This is a genomic window from Gimesia fumaroli, from assembly GCF_007754425.1.
Taxonomy (GTDB): Bacteria; Planctomycetota; Planctomycetia; order Planctomycetales; family Planctomycetaceae; genus Gimesia; species Gimesia fumaroli.
Window position 1 is genome coordinate 3,260,147 of sequence record NZ_CP037452.1, and the last position, 16,196, is coordinate 3,276,342.

Annotated in this window: 8 protein-coding genes; 2 read left to right on the forward strand and 6 right to left on the reverse strand. The window is 47.2% G+C overall.

The window, feature by feature from the left end; genetic code table 11:
- Positions 1–240 precede the first annotated feature (240 nt).
- On the forward strand, positions 241–1,989 hold the full coding sequence (locus Enr17x_RS12375) for a hypothetical protein (RefSeq protein WP_145309127.1): 1,749 nt from the start codon (positions 241–243) through the stop codon (positions 1,987–1,989).
- Positions 1,990–2,141: 152 nt separating this feature from the next.
- Here Enr17x_RS12375 and Enr17x_RS12380 read toward each other — a convergent pair whose 3' ends face one another.
- The 5 genes from Enr17x_RS12380 to Enr17x_RS12400 form a co-directional block, all read right to left on the reverse strand.
- The gene (locus Enr17x_RS12380) at positions 2,142–4,595 is read right to left on the reverse strand and encodes a YfhO family protein (RefSeq protein WP_198001123.1); all 2,454 of its coding nucleotides are present in this window, start codon (positions 4,593–4,595) and stop codon (positions 2,142–2,144) included.
- A gap of 261 nt (positions 4,596–4,856) precedes the next feature.
- Positions 4,857–5,705 (reverse strand): carbon-nitrogen hydrolase family protein, encoded by an 849-nt coding sequence (locus Enr17x_RS12385; RefSeq protein ID WP_145309131.1) that lies wholly within the window; start codon positions 5,703–5,705, stop codon positions 4,857–4,859.
- Positions 5,706–5,830: 125 nt separating this feature from the next.
- Complete coding sequence (locus Enr17x_RS12390; RefSeq protein ID WP_145309133.1) at positions 5,831–6,550, reverse strand: metal-dependent hydrolase; 720 nt, start codon at positions 6,548–6,550, stop codon at positions 5,831–5,833.
- A gap of 136 nt (positions 6,551–6,686) precedes the next feature.
- Positions 6,687–7,490 carry an inositol monophosphatase family protein gene (locus Enr17x_RS12395; RefSeq protein ID WP_145309135.1) on the reverse strand — a complete coding sequence of 268 codons (804 nt, stop codon included), beginning with the start codon at positions 7,488–7,490 and terminating at the stop codon, positions 6,687–6,689.
- Positions 7,491–7,572: 82 nt separating this feature from the next.
- Positions 7,573–8,817 (reverse strand): lactate racemase domain-containing protein, encoded by a 1,245-nt coding sequence (locus tag Enr17x_RS12400; RefSeq protein ID WP_145309137.1) that lies wholly within the window; start codon positions 8,815–8,817, stop codon positions 7,573–7,575.
- A 503-nt stretch (positions 8,818–9,320) separates the two neighbouring features.
- Here Enr17x_RS12400 and Enr17x_RS12405 point away from each other — a divergent pair.
- Complete coding sequence (locus Enr17x_RS12405) at positions 9,321–12,647, forward strand: DEAD/DEAH box helicase (RefSeq protein ID WP_145309139.1); 3,327 nt, start codon at positions 9,321–9,323, stop codon at positions 12,645–12,647.
- Positions 12,648–12,652: 5 nt separating this feature from the next.
- On the opposite strand, the gene Enr17x_RS12410 is transcribed toward Enr17x_RS12405, so the two are convergent.
- Positions 12,653–16,177: a hypothetical protein gene (locus Enr17x_RS12410; RefSeq protein WP_145309142.1), complete on the reverse strand. Its 3,525-nt coding sequence runs from the start codon at positions 16,175–16,177 to the stop codon at positions 12,653–12,655.
- Positions 16,178–16,196 lie beyond the last annotated feature (19 nt).

Sequence of the window (16,196 nt, forward strand, 5' to 3'; positions counted from 1 at the left end):
TGGGATGACTTTTGTGAATTGGAAATACAGAAATTCAATCGTAATAGTTATCAAACAGACCTCTGATGGGGCTCAGCATAACAGTGCAATCAGGAGAACTCTGCATGTACCTGACAAAAATGGCAGATTTTCGTCCAAACGTAATATATTTATTTTACCTATGCTGCTTATTCCGTCTATAGTGTTTCTTGGTTCTGATCTGCAGAATTGAAGTAAACAGTGTACTTGCGTGGAGTTTAAATGGTGGGAAATCAGCGAACAGGTCAAATCACAGCATTTACATGGGCAGCAGCCGTGATTTTCTTACTGATTCTGATTCTCAATGTCCCATTGTTCATTAGAATGCCGCTGGCAACTGATGTGGTGCTCTACGATTTGCAGGCCCAAATGGTTCTCAACGGGGGAACCATGTATCAGGATATGTTTGAGACAAATCTGCCGGGGATCGTCTGGGTTCATATGCTGGTTCGTTCCCTCGTAGGAATGAGTTCTGACGCGATACGAGCTGTTGATCTCGTCATTTTCAGCGGTACGGCTTTTCTGTTAATGCTGTGGAATCGCAGAAATCACCTTTCTCTGTCTGGAATGCTCTGGGTTGGAATTGCTTTATTCTCGTTTTATTTTTCCATCTCTGAATGGTCTCACTTTCAACGTGATACATTGATCCTGCTTCCTTCCATGGCGGCACTCTGGCTTAGACGAAAACAGACAGATCGACTGATCAATCGTAGTCAGCAGGTTTCCTTTGCATCGATTTGGGGCTGGGCGTTCCTGGAAGGGCTTTTCTGGGCGGCAGCTTTTTGGGTGAAACCGTTCGTTGCGGTTCCCGCGTTGTGTGTCTGGATTGGGTCCCAACTGATGATCCGCCATTTCCGCAGATTAATGATTGATTTCTCCAGCTTATTGCTGGGAGGATTGTTTCTGGGGGGAATTGGTATCTTCTGGATGTGGCAGAATGGTGCCTGGCCTGCGTTTTATGAAACGTTTACGGAATGGAATCCTGAGTATGTAGCAGCACGGAAATCAGGATGGGAGTCATTGCGTTTTGTCCAGTTTTTGTATCGATTTTATCCCTGGTTCTTGCTGCATCTGATTGCGGTCCCACTCGCATTGCTGGCATTGAAAACGTACTGGAGCAATAGCAGGAATTCTGAAACGGACTTTCCGGCTGAACCGGGGCAGCGAGACTCGGTTCTTTTGGCTTTCATGTATCTGGGTTGGTTATTTCAGTCGTTTGCGTTCCAGCATCTGTTTGATTATGTGCATCCCCCTTCCCATCTGTTGGCGATCACCGTCATTGGTGGTTATTTAGGAAGTCGTTTTCAGGAATGCTCCTTATCCTGGGGCTGGAAAGGGGGAATGGCGTTTTTCCTGATGATGGTGGTGCTCTCTTGTCCGGCATTCAAGCCCGAGCGGGCCAGATTGTGGAAGACCTGTGTCATGAATTCCAGTAATGCCCATTTAAAATCAAAATTGGCTTTATTGGTGCAGGTCGATTGGGAAGATCTGGAAGCTGTCAAACAGTATTTGAAAACACAAGACTTAAAAGACGAAGATTTACATTGTTATAACAGCACCCTGGTGTATTTGTATCCAGAGCTCAGTGTAAAACCTGCAACACGATTTGTCTTTTTTGATTCGGTTTTGATCTTTTGTCCGAACCATCGAAACGAATTGTATGCCGCTGTGAAGGAAAGTCCGCAAAAATTTGTAGTCACGGATCTGATTGATAGTGGCTTCAACCGCGATTCTGCTTTGGCGAAATCGTCGAGTTCGGAGCAACTGACACCTCCACAATATCCTGTCAGTTTGAAAGGTGCCTATCCCTGGTCGCATCCTGTTGTCTTTCGCTCAGGACGTTATCTGGTCCATAAAATCGAGCGTCCCATGGGAAAATTTATGGGAAGCGGAAAAGTGCCCACTGAAGATCGAGTCCAGGAATTCTTTAAACGCCAGAAAAAACAGAATTCAGAGAAACCGTCTAGCTAGTGCTTTGTCAAGCTGGAAATTGAGGGTGGGGAGTGTTGTTTACGTGCTCCGTTGTCGCACTCTCGTGAGATCCATTATTTCAAAATTGAAATATGATACTCCACTAGTCTCATTCTGAATCATGCCCCATAACAGTGAGCAACCACTATAGGTTATTTGTTGACGTCGAGTACGTTTTCGTTTGTCTTGGTTGCTTTCTCAGAGCGAAACGGCATGAGCAATAAAATCAAAATGATGGCAAGGGTGGTCACTGTGATGATACACCCGATTTTGAATCCAGGAGGCTCATAAGAGAGTTGAACCTGATGTTTGCCAGCTGGTAGTGGAATGGCTCGCAATGAAAAATCAGCAGGTAAAACAGGAACTTCCGCTTCTTTAATTCGTGCAGTCCATCCCGGGTAGAAAATATCGGAAAGAATGAGATACCCGGGGGCATCCAGTTCCGTCATAATTAGAAGCTGATTGGGAGAGGCGTTCGATATTTCAGCCTTCTTGTAAGTTTGACGTTTCCCTGCAGGAAGAACATCCTGCGACAAGAGGACTTCTTTCCGCGGCTGCACGTTGGCAATCGAATCAACAATTTGTTTGCTTTGCTCATTGGGATTTAACGGTTTCGCCATACCGGTCAAAAATGTCCTTGGAAGCGGATCAGTATTTTCCAGAATCAAGTAAGGGATTAGGGCTGGTTCAGAGTTTCGGAACGCAAACTCTTCTGGAATGGTTCCCTGTTCAACTATTTTCCAGCCAGCGAGTTCGATCTTTTGATCGGTTTGCAGGATCGCGTATTTGATACTCATTAGATTCAGCAGTGGCTGTCTTGCTGTGTTGAGTTGGGGTTCAGCATAGCCTGCCATCATCAGCGAAGCGTCAGGTTGAGGGAATGTAGCCGCTGCCAGCAGGCCGAGGCGGACAAGCGGCACTGGCTCATATCCCTGTACTTTCAGAATCTGATGTTTCCATGCTTCCCGGTCGCTCAGCAGTTTCTGGCCAACCAGGACGCGATGCTGTCCCTGATTCTCTTTTAAGAAATCGACGATCTTGGTGCCCTCACGAAATGAGGTCTGAGGAATGGTTCTTAAAATCTGCGCGCTATGTAGAGAAAGTTCCCAGGTACAGAGGATGCACAGCAGAATCAGGCCGCTGATTGCTGTCTTACGAGAAAGACACGCCGAGAAAATCGCTGCAGCAACTCCCATGACTGCAATCGTGATTGAGACCAGCTGCAGTTTCATGATTTGTCCCGGGTTGAGGCTCAGAGAAACCAGTCCTCCAGAAGAGATCATCAGACTTGTCAGGCAAACTAAACCTGCGGCGAAACAGATAAGGGAAAGATTGCGAAATTTTTTTCTGCTTGAATTTAAGAAGAGAGAGCCGATAGTTTCACAACCAAAACCGGCCAGCATGGCAATTACCAGCGAGCAAATCCACATGAGTCTCGCGGGAATACGAAACATGGAAAAGCCGGGGATAACATTATAGCAGAGCGTGTAAAAAGGGAGATGGGGGCCGAATGCGAGTAAGAAGGCCGCGAATCCAATCAAAGTAAGTCGGAGAACCGTTCGGTTTCGAATGGATGTTACGCAACCCAGACACGCAAGTATTAGTGGCAGGCATCCAAAATAGCAAACCGTTTCCCAGTAATAGCCGCCTGGTCCCTGGTATTGATCTGGCCCTCCCCAGACAAACGGGTCCAGTAACTGTATCAGACTGGGAACAGCAAGGCTGCCGCTTTGTAGCGCTTTCAGGTCAATTCCCCCTGATCTGACTGCTTGTTGAGTATAAATCGAAACAGGAATCAGATCGATGGCAACCAACCCAATCGTCAGCAGTCCAGCGAAAAACCAGCCTCGGCTGATACTAACTGCTGAGACTGGAGTATACGAAGTCACAAGTTCGTTTTCTTGACTTAAAGTTTGATCAGGCTGTCGCGTCTTATTATTCTGTATCAAGGCCATCAATGACTCAATTACGATTGCAGATGTAAGAAATAGAAGCAGGTAATACAGTTCCTGAACATGTCCACAGAAAAATGCCAGAGAAATGAGAAGTGTCAGAATGGGAACCGCTTTTTTGCGTCGTTCAATTAAAAGTTCATAACCATATAAGATCCAGGGGAACCAGGCGATTTGCGTGATCGACGTGTAATGTCCTTCTCCCGTTTTTGCGACAAAATAAGGCGCTGCCAGAAAAATAATGCCCGACAAAAGACAACTGAAGAAACAGAGTTTATATTTTCGACCGAGTAAATAAGCGCCCCAGCCAGCCCACCAATGATGGAAAACCAGCATCCAGCTGATAGTGGTTAATGCATTACTGAAAAAGAAGACCCAGTTTGGTGGATAGAACAGTGATGATTGCGGGGATCCCAGCCAGGGCATGCCAAGGAGTGAATAAGGGTTCCAGAATGGAAATTGATCATGCTGCTCAAAACAGATCTTTTGGTAACTTTTGAAGGCGATAAATTGATTCGTGGTGTCGTTGTGACCGTGATCCTGAGAGCCAACCAGAACATCAGTCGGATTGAGCACGAGAGCCTGAAAGCAGATCGCGGAGACGATGGCGAGTACCAAAGCTGCGATCAGATTTTGAAACAGTCTGGAACTCATTTGCATCATTTCGAAAAAGACAGGATATGTGATCTTCCGCCAGTAATCGTGTTGGTTGTTCAAATATTGATACAAGTTGGCTCAAAATGTATGGAATCAGTAACATCATTTTGGTTGCCTGTGATTTCTGAAAGCGAAGCACCTATCTAAAAATAGAGAGTGGCGATTGCTTGAGATCGCATTATAACAGCACAGATTGTGCCAAAAAAGAGTTTATTGTGCTTCTCAGATCGATTGTTTTTGCAAGACAACTTTGGCACTTCAGTCACGATGAGGCGGTTGCAATCCATGCGGCTCAACAATTTTCGCATACATTTCAGGGCGTCGGTCAGCCATGCGGTCAATCACGTGTTTATCGGGGACTCGGTCTACCCTTTTGTTACGTGAGATGGCAGGATCGATTGTCGCGTAAAGAATTTCTTCGTCTGTTCCGGAGGCACTCGCTAATGTCTCTCCGGAAGGCGAACAAATGCGGCTTTTGCCGATAAATTGAAACCCGCGCTCATGTCCAACTCGATTGATCGCACAATAATAAATTCCGTTTTCCATTGCGCGCATATTGACTCCATGCTCTGCCATACACTCTGCACCTGAAGGCCAGTTTGTAGGGAGCGCGATGAAATCAGCACCTTGAAGCGACATGATGCGGGACGATTCCGGGAAGGCACTGTCGTAGCAGATATTGAGGCCAATATTCGCCTGGGGGTGTTCGAAGACGGCAAATTCTCGATTGCCGGGAGTTGCAAACCGATCTACTCCCAGATAAGGCAAGTGTATTTTGCGATAGCTGCCCATAACTCCTTGAGGAGTGATGAGAACAGCAGCGTTATAGACGCCTTGTGCCGCATGTTCCAGCATCCCCACTACAACCGAGAGCTTCAGTTCGCGACATATTTGCTGCAACCGGTTTGTAGAAGGACCAGGGATCGTTTCTGCAAAAGGGATCGCCTCTTCCAGACTGGCAAAGCAGTAACCGGTGATTACACATTCCGGGAATACTGTGAGATCTGCTCCCGCGCCAGCTGTCACATTCATTTTTTCTATGATGCGCGCGAGGTTCTCTTCTTTTGACATCAGAGAAACATCCATTTGTACGCCGGCAATTTTCATATCCTGATATCCTCTGAAATGACGATCCATGAAAGACGCAATTCAAACTCGAACCACGAAATGGAGTTCGATTATAAAGGGCCGGCTATCGGGATTCTATTGCTTGCTGTCGATTAACAAGAAATTCAAAAGCGTTCCGTTGTTTTGAACGGAGATGCCTGTTGGATGGGAGGTGGAGCTTGTTTCGTGGGAGCCACTTGTTGCGGTGGAACCAGGACACCTGATTCCACCAAAGTGATATAGGTCATTGTCAGTAAGATCGCATATGCGACAGCATTTCCAAACAGACCTTTACCGAACCACTTCAGTGCGCTGCCAGAAGATTTTTTCAAACGGAGTATCACTCCCTTGCGTTCTACGCTATAGACTTCATCAAGTACCAGGTGAGAGAGGAATCCGAGTGAGATTCCGCCCGCCATGAGAAATTTGACGGCGTAGGAATCACTGGTATAGGTTAAAAATACGGCCTCACCGGCAATCATCAACGCAGGCAGGCTGTGAAACATTCCGCGGTGAACAGCAAATTTTCCTAGAATAAAGGAACCGCCATATCGAACCGCTGCATAGGTCACGACGGCGACCAGGATGGCGGTATCAGGATCAGTGCTGACGCGGATCATACTCCGCATCGCGACAAATGAAGCAATAGCAGCTGTCAGGCTGAATAGCTCTTTAATCGGGCGTCCTGTTTCTGAGTCCAGATCGGGCAGCATACCACCGATCCAGCACAAGACACCCGATAGAACTCCCTGAGTGGGAGTGAAACCAAAGAAGAAAGTGGAAACCGTACCGTATCCGATTCCCAGTAAACCACTGACGCTGATATGTTCCTTGTAACCGGCCATACGTATTCTTCCCTGAAGTTGCGGTACAATTCTGGAATCTGTGAGGCGAAATCCTTTCACCTGAGATCGTAGCAAACAATGGGGACTCGGATCAATGGGACTTCAAATAAGGCCGATTCCAGTCAAAAAATCCGAATTATTGGGAAATGATCTGCAGGACCTCGTCTTTCAAGGCTGCATTGACGGCCATACCATTGCCCGTGTAAATCGAAGGATTTCCGTCAAAGTCGATCCAATGTCCCCCTGCTTCTTCCAGAATCGGTACCAATGCCGCTGCATCCCAGGGGCTCAGAACCGGATCTATCATGACTTCGGCACGTCCAGTTGCCACTAGCATATGGCCGTAACAGTCGCCCCAGCCCCGTGCCAGGTAGGAATTACGGCAAAGATACTCATACGCCTTCTGTTTACCAATCGTTTCCCAGCGGGTCATGGTTGTCGTGCAAAAGACAGATTCCGACAGTTTTGATTTGTCAGAGACTTTGGCGCGTCGTGGTTCCTGATTTCTAATTTTCCACCACGCACCATCACCTTTGATGGCATAGACAACTTCATCCAGTGCAGGGAAGCGACAGACTCCCATGACCAGCTTTCCATTTTCTTCCAGTCCCAGCAGGGTTCCAAATAATGGGACCCCTTGAGTGTATGGTTTGGTTCCATCGATTGGGTCCAGAATCCATTTGAATTCATTGGTGCCTTCAACGGCCGGCAATTCCTCTCCCATGATACTGTCATCTGGAAACGCAAGCGTGATTTCTGCCCTTAGGATTTCTTCAGCACCCCGGTCTGCAATTGTCACAGGAGAGTCGTCGCTTTTGCGATCGACCTGAAGATCAGGAGACTGGTAATGTTGCAGAATCAGATCACTGGCTTTTTCGGAAGCCAATAAAGCCATTTCTAAACGTGCTTTTAATTCAAATTGTTCTGAATGGATAGGCATAATTTCGTCTTCAATTTTTTTGATTTTAAGTCTGATAACCAATTAGAAAATCATAATAGCGATTAGTGATATTGAGAGCAGGTTACTCGTTTTCCAGGCGGTAAAGGTGCTCCCCTGCTTTTCGGACAAGAAGAATCCCTTCCTCTTCCCGATTTGCAAATGATTCAATATCAATGCTGTTGGGATCCCGGTAGCCAAGATTAATTTTCTGACAGAGTTCCGGTGGAATTTGTGAGGCCAGAGTCACTTGTACTCGAGGATATTCAACGCCGTCTTCAAACGTTCCAGTTCCTCTGACATGGGTCGAGTGTGCCAGAATTCCCCAGGGGTAATCCTTGAACTGATCCCACTGTTTCGTGAAATAATCCCGAACATGATAGCCGACTTCTTCAATCAGCTTTCCGTGTGTGATGGATATTTCTTTCATATGTGGGGCGTAGATAATTAATTCACCACCATCTGCGACAACCGGTTCCAGCTTGTACATACATTTTCCGGCGACCCATAATTCATCGTACATTAGCGGGGCGCAAGACAGAACCTGCTTGAATGGTTGCGGCTTGCGTTTGATATGAATCTGGCCGGATAGATCAGCCGCAGATTCCCAGGCTGCTTCCGGCGTGCCATAAAACAGACCATACAGCGAACTATCTGGTGCAACGACAAAAGTGATGCAGCGCTTTTCGTTCGGGATCATAGAAGCCGAGCGATTGACAACATCACGAACTGGAGTCTGTTTGACTCCAATGATTCCGACATTTGTAATCAGGGCGCCAAGCCAATGAAAAAAGTTCAATAGATCCGGACCAGAAATTCCGGGGAAAAAATACTTACTACCACCCGAAAAGCCGACAACTTCATGCGGGAAAACGGGTCCCATGATCTGCAGAATGTCATAATTCTTAGTGCGCGCATTGATCGTGACGGGGACTTCCATTTCCAGAAGTCCTGAGGAAATCTCTGATGTCTGCTGTTTAGTGAGCGTTCCGATTTCGGTGAGTCTGTCAGGATTGTCCCACTCGTGGTTATAAAGCCCGACATCTTTGTACTCGGTTTGTCTGGCACTCTCGGAAATTCCGAGTAAGCGGCAAATGTCTGCTTCGGGCATCGGGGGGTGTGTGCCTAGAGCGACCAGAATGTCAATCCGTTTAGCGACGGGACTGAGTATGCGATGGAACGTAGAAAAAAGTAGCGGCAGCGGAGCAGTACGAGTTGCATCTGGAACGATCAGCAGAATACTTTTGTTTCGATAGTCCTCAACAGGAAGATTTAATTCAAACCACTGAATCACTTCCTGTTCGCTGAGAGTTTGGTGAAGATTTTCCATTGACAATCATGCTTTCAGATGAGCCCGCGCCAGGCTGTTGAACTTCGAAATTTGGACGAGCTAACAATGAAAACTAATTATATAAATATGTTTTGCAAAAAGTGAAACGACTTGGTGTTCTGTGAAAGTCGTATATCACACTTTTTATGATTCGCCTAGTCTCAAGGGGGTGAACTTCAGAGACTCCTTAAGATAATGGAATGTTCACATTCTTTTTTCATGGAAGTCGAAAATTCATGAGAAATCCGACCAGATTGACTGGTCAAAAGCAGCGTGGATCTAGTAACCTCGTAAGATGCGCTTTGGTGGGGAGTTGAGGGGAGATCTCTCAGATTTCTCTCACAGGCCTTTTTGACTTTTTTTGTGAAAGTCAAAAGATCAGAAATTTATGTTCCGACCGATAATATCGTTGGTCCAAGATCGATTCAGGACTGACTTATGCAGATAAATGAGAGAGTCTCAAGAATGCGAATTGCGTTTTGGGATCAGGCAGGAGGCCGTCCATGACGTTGGCAGAGTTGCTTGAAAATCAATTTCGTGCAGATATCCGTTTTCGCGGTGCCGCATATATTGAAGCGGAACGCGTTGAACTCACTCGTATTACAGCTGATCATATCTTTGCTGTCGTCCGTGATGGTGTCGAATATCAGACACAGTTATCACGCGATGATGGTAACCTGAAGACCTATTGCACCTGCGATCAGTTTCAGAAATTCAATGTCTGTAAACATCTCTGGGCTTCGATTCTGGCCGTCGATGATGCTGGTTATCTCACCGGGGCTGTCAAGCCAGGCTACATTCCCCCGTTCATCATTGAGAACGCGCCACTCTCATTTGATGACGAAGCGGATGATTTAGACTTTACAATGCCAGCAGACTTTGAGATCGGAAGCCCGCGCTCAAGGAAATCAAAATCTGGCAGCAGCCAGTCGACAGCGGTTAGCTCAAAGCCTCGGCTGCGTGAATGGGAATCGCGGTTAGTGGAACTCAAGAATGAGTTTGCCATGGCGCCGGTTCTCTCGAAGACAACACAACAGGAACGTGAAATCTTCTATGAGATTGATGTCGAGGAGAGTCAGGAATCAGGGCAGCTTGTGGTTCAGACTTCCCAGCGCCAACGCCGGGCAAATGGTCAGTGGGGCAAACTTAAACCACTCAAGCTGAAAGCAGGCCAACTGCAGGAAGTTGAACACGAAGACGACCGCCGGATTCTGGCTTATCTTTCCGGAGGGACTCCGGAAAGAACAAATTGGCGGGCACAACAAACAGAAACACAGGTTGCTGCCTTTCGGTATCGGATTCCCTTTGAATTATGCGAGTTAATCTTGCCCCTGATGTGTGGAACAGGGCATGTCCGCTACATGGATCGTCAGCCTGATGATGTTGATTCTCTGGTCTGGGATGGTGAAAACTCCTGGGAATTCTGTATGGGGGTCGAGCACGACAGAGATGAATCCAATTGGAAGTTAGGCGGTCATTTAAAACGCGGCGATGAGGTTCTGGAAATCTCATCGGCTCGATTGATCGTCGCTGGTGGTCTGGTCTTAACTCACGATAAGATTACTCCACTGGAAGATTACGATGCGTTTCCCTGGATTAAAATGATCCAGCATAACCAGACAATTGAAGTTGATGATGGAGAACAGCAGGAACTGGTTGATCGATTGTTGGATATGCCGGTTTTGCCTAGACTGGAATTACCGGATGAATTGCATCTGGAAGAAGTGACCTGTGACCCTCTTCCGGAATTGTTAATTCATTCTCCTCAGAAAAAACGTTGGCAACAGGATCGCCTGTACGGCGAAGTACATTTCAATTACCTGGAGCATTTGGTCTCAGGGTCAAGTACACAATGGGCCATTGTGGATCGCGAAGAAAAACGATGTATTCTTCGTGATCGGGAAAAGGAATCGAAGGCCTGGACTCTGCTGCAGGACAGTGGTTTCCGCCGATTATTAGATCGTCGGATTCAGGGGCGCGACGTTGAAATCTCTGCACGCGACCTGGGCAATGCGGTTCGTGATTTGATCAAAGAAGGCTGGGCAGTCCGGGCAGATGGAAAACAGGTTCATCAGCCGACCGAGATGCTCTTTAAAGTTCAGTCTGGTATTGACTGGTTCGAGTTACATGCAGATATCGATTTTGAAGGCCAGACTGTTCAGTTTCCGGAACTACTCTCTGCATTGGCACGCGGTGACTCCTCTATCCGACTCGACGATGGTTCTCTGGGGATTCTTCCTGAAGAGTGGATCGAACAGTATGGGATTCTTGCCGGAATTGGTGTGACCGATGAAGACCATCTTCGCTTTGCACCTAATCAGGTTGCTTTGCTGGATGCCCTGCTCAATGCCCAGGAATTCGTCGAAACTGATGAAAAATTTGATGAGATCCGTGAAAAAATTCATTCCTTCTCCGGTATTTCCATCGATAAAGAACCTGAGGGATTTGAAGGTGGATTACGTAAGTATCAGCTTGAAGGTTTAGGTTGGCTCCAGTTTTTACAGGATTTCCATTTTGGTGGTTGTCTGGCTGATGACATGGGGCTGGGTAAAACCGTTCAACTGCTTGCCCTATTACTAAGACGCAAAAAGGCACGCGAGGAGCATCTTCCTTCATTGGCTGTCGTGCCGAAATCGCTGATGTTTAACTGGATGCAGGAAGCTTCCAAGTTTACTCCTGAACTGAAGGTGATTGAATACGCAGGTGGCGATCGCAGTAAGCTGGTAGAGCAGCTAACCGATTACGACCTGGTATTAACAACCTATGGAACAATGCGTCGGGATATTACGCAAATTAAAGATATCCAGTTTGACTACGCTGTTCTCGACGAAGCCCAGATGATCAAGAACTCTGGCTCACAGGTTGCGAAAGCGTCGCGCCTGCTTCAGGCAAAGCACCGGCTTGCTTTGAGCGGTACACCTGTTGAGAATCATTTAGGTGATCTCTGGTCAATCTTTGAGTTTCTGAATCCGGGGATGCTGGGACGCAGTTCTGTATTTAAAGCTTACACCAATGATATTGAAGACAAAAATGCACGCGTATTGTTGGGAAATGCACTTCGGCCATTCATCTTAAGGCGAACCAAAGAGCAAGTGGCCAACGAGTTGCCTGAAAAAGTTGAACAGACTTTGTATTGCGATATGGGTAAGGATCAATCCCGGCTTTACGATGAACTCAGACAACACTACCGAGACTCGATTCTGGGTATGGTCGAGTCAAAGGGCCTGGGTAAGACCAAAATTCATGTACTGGAAGCATTGTTGCGTCTGAGGCAGGCAGCCTGTCACCCTGCTCTTCTGGAGCGTGGTCAGGCTCTGGATGCCTCTGCAAAAATGGATGTATTGATTCCACATCTGGAAGAATTGATTGAAGAAGGCCACAAGGCACTGGTCTTCTCACAATTTACCAGCATGTTGTCTATTGTTCAGGAACATCTGGATCAGAAAAATGTTGTCTATGAATACCTGGATGGGCAGACTCGTGACCGCAAGGAACGCGTCGATCGGTTTCAGACGGATAAAGACTGTGGTGTCTTCCTGATTAGTTTGAAAGCTGGAGGCTTGGGGTTGAATCTGACTGCCGCCGACTATGTGTTCATTCTCGATCCCTGGTGGAATCCAGCTGTGGAAACCCAGGCTATCGACCGGGCACACCGCGTCGGGCAGACAAAACGTGTCTTTGCTTACAAGCTGATTTGTCGGAATACCGTCGAAGAAAAGATCACCGAACTTCAACAACAAAAACGGGAACTGGCAGATGCGATCCTGGAAGAGAACCAGAGCGTTCTGAAGAACCTGTCGAGTGACGATCTGGAACTGCTCTTGTCATAAGAGTTCTATTGGTCGGATGCTTTTTTCTCAGCCAAGCCTCGCGTAAATGCCTCATAGGCTTCGCGGTATTCTTCGGGAACAGGCAGACGGCGGGGACCAAGACTCTCGTTGGTCTGTTTTCGCGTACTTGTTCGCTTGCGTTGTGTTGCACGGGAAGCGGGTTTGAGTGATTTTAGCATCTCTTCAAACTGACGCTTCCGAGCCAGTGATTCGGGTGACAGTTGGTCGTTGTCCGGTGTTTGGAGTTGTTTTTGCAGCCGTTCAGAAAATTTCTGCATTTCATCTTTTGTCCAACCCAGTTCATTCAACAAATCCTGATCGACGTTTTTACGTTTTAGCTCATCCTTAATTCGTTTCAGAACCAGATTAGCAGCTTCCTTTCCATATTCCAGATTGGCTTCATCAGCTTCTGGAAGACTGGTACTCTGTCCTGAACTCGCATTCGAATCACCTTCGGCACTGCTTTGTCCTCCATTGGTTGCACTGCTTCCTTGTGGATCATTGGATTTCGAACCAGTGCTGGAACCGACTCCTGGCTTCGGATCACTTTTGGATTTTCCAGACCCCTGCCCGTGGGAAGAACCACCCTTCTCACTGGATTGAGAGCCTTTTTGGCCTGCTCCGGATTTGCCTTTCCCCGCGGATTTCTGTCCTCCTTTTTTGCCGGACTGGTTTTGGTTTTGATCCATAGACGGTTTAGAGTCGGATGCCTGTTTTTTTGAGCTCTGTTCCTGACTCCCTTTTTGGCCGGTGGAATCACCTTTGCCTGACTGTTTACTGCCGGACTGTCCCTGGTCATTCTGCGAACTGTTACCGCTTTCCCCATCCTGAGGCCGTTTAGATTTTTGATCGGTGGGATTGTTATTGCCTTTTGGTGGGGCATTCGAACCATCGGGTTGGTCCTGCTTTTGTTTGGATGAATTCTGGTTCGATGGTTTTTGCTGACCTGAAGGTGACGGATTTTGATTCGAATTCGCTGGCTTTTTCATTCCGTCTTGAGGTTTGTTCTCTGTTGGATCGCCGGGTTTTGGGGTTGAAGGGTTTTGATTCCCATCCGGATTGGGTTCTTGTTGAGACTCATTTTCAGGAGACTTATTTTTATTGCCAGGGCGCATCGCAGGTTTCTTTTTGGGGTCACGTTCAACATTCTGACTGCTCTTCTCAGGCTTGGCATCGGGATCGTGTTGGGGTGTGCCTTTGCCTTTGTTCTCTCCGTCCGATTTGGTTTTCTTTGCATCGTTCGAGGGGGCAGACGGTTCTTTTTTCCCTTGGGGGATCGAGTCGCTTTGGTTAGGCTTTTGTTGTCCTTTGGGGTCCTGGTCCAGCTTGTTTGACTTGGATGAAGGTTGTGCTACGGAATCCTTGCTTTTTGAGTCATTGGGAGTGCCTTGGGAATTCTCAGCCGCTTTTGAAGGAGATTGATTTGGGTTTTGAGAAGAATTTGACGATTTCTGGTCCTGCATTTTCTGGTCTGATGATGGATCACCAGAGTCTGACTTTTCGGAACCGGGCTGTTTCTGATCAGAACCGGACTCTGGTTCCTGTCCTTCTTTTTTCAGCTTTTCCAGGATTTTCTTAATTGCTTCCTGATCGTCTTTGCCACTGCTGTCTAAACCCTGCTTCTCTTCGGGTTTTTGTGGATCCTTTGAATCTGATTGCTGCTGGCCTTGTTTATCTTGTTTCTTCTGGCCCATTCCTTCTTTGCTTTGATTCTCTTCTTTTGTACCCTCTTCTCCGTCCTTTCCTTTCTCTCCCGGGTCAGGCTTTGGCTGGGAAGCAGGGTTATTTCCGGACTCTGATTCTTTACTGTCACCTTGCTCCGGCTGCTTCTTTTGTTGTGAATCTGGTTTTTGTTTTTGCTGCGCGTTTTTTTGTTTCTGTTCCTCAAGTTGTTTTTTGGCTTCTTCTCGTGAAACAGGCTCTAATATTTCGATTTTGATTTTCGGTGTGTTTTTGCGGTTTCCAGAAGGGTGTTTGTTGTCACGGGCTTCTACCCAGAAGTAAATGGTGTCACCCGGAGTGAGTCGCAGTGGCTCCAAGGCGAAATCTTGATTCAGGCTGACACTCTGCTGAGAACCTTCAAAAATAGTTCTATCCAGAATCCGGATCTGTTCTTTATCGACCCTGAGGTTAAGATAGCGGATTTTAAAATCCGGATCTTCTGCTACGACAGATATGGGGACCGTGCCATTAGTGGGAAGTTTTAAATCCTGTTTGGGAGAAAGCAGAATGATTTCCGGTGGTAAATCACGCCGAATGACCAGCGGATAGACGGTGGGGGAAAGCGTTGTCTGGCCTGCTTCATTCCGGCATTTGATTTGATAGAATCGCGGGAAGCTGCCATCAGCACGTAGCTTTAGTTTCCAGGATGCTGTAATCGTGTTCTTTTCAATGGTTTTCTGAATCTGAAATTCTTCCAGTAAGGACTCAGAATCCTCTTCATCCGAAAATAGTACTTCGAATGATGTGATGGGCATATTTGTTGTTGCATCGACCGTGACCTTCGTCCCTTCCCAGGCGTCGATGGCTCCGCCGGGCTGTTCAACCGGTGCGAGATTCATGTATTGCGGGTATTCATACCGCACCGAATGGATAGTCGCAGACGGTGGTTGGATCACTTTTACCTGATACTCATCGGAAACGGCATCACCGGCTTCGACATGGTAATTTAATTCCTGTCGAATTCCCCGTCCATTCACACCTACAATCACGCCTTGATATCGCTTTAAGGTATCGTCCATCGAACGCAGGGTGACTGGTTCATTCACCCGGCCCTGGTCACTGGATGTGTAGTAGAGTATGACTTTGTCTGGGACTTCGCCGCGCAGATCAACGATCACTTCCAGTTGGCTACCTGAGAGGACTTCCGTATTGCCTGGCGTCACGGAATTGATTTGGGTCTGTGTGGCAAATTCTCTTTGTGGAGAAAATGACATCGCTGCGGAAAGTGAAGGCCAGATCTCCTTGGGGGAGAACAACGCGTAGAAGCATAAGAGCGCAACCACCGCGAGCAGCCCGTAAGAAAGCTTCATTAAGGGACGACGATCAATGGCCTGTTCGGTATCCGTTTTGGAAAGCGTCAACGCGGCTTTCTTTTCCAGCGAGTTGATAATTTCCGGATTTACAGGGCGATTTGATTTTTTCAAATCGATCAGATTCAGGAGTGAGCCTTCCATCTCTTCGGATGTCTGTTCCAAAGCATGGGCCGAATAAAGTCGGGTCACTTTTTTGAAATACGGCAGGACAAGTTTCCAGACTGCCCAGCCGAGGCAGGCGATTACGACTCCAGCCAACATCAAAAGACGGGAAGTGTGCCCAAAGCCACCTTTGATAAGCCAATGATCGCAGACCACAAAAATCAGCAGGTAGGCGAGAAAAATAGTTGAAATTCCGACAGCCGTGGTCAGCAGGTCATTGGCTTTGATATGTGAGCCTGTTTTAGCAACCTGAAAATCTACGTATTCATCGAACTTGGCATAATGACCTGCTCGGTCTTCTGTTGATGATGACGATTCAGATGCCGTTGACATGGAAAGCCTGCTTCCAGAT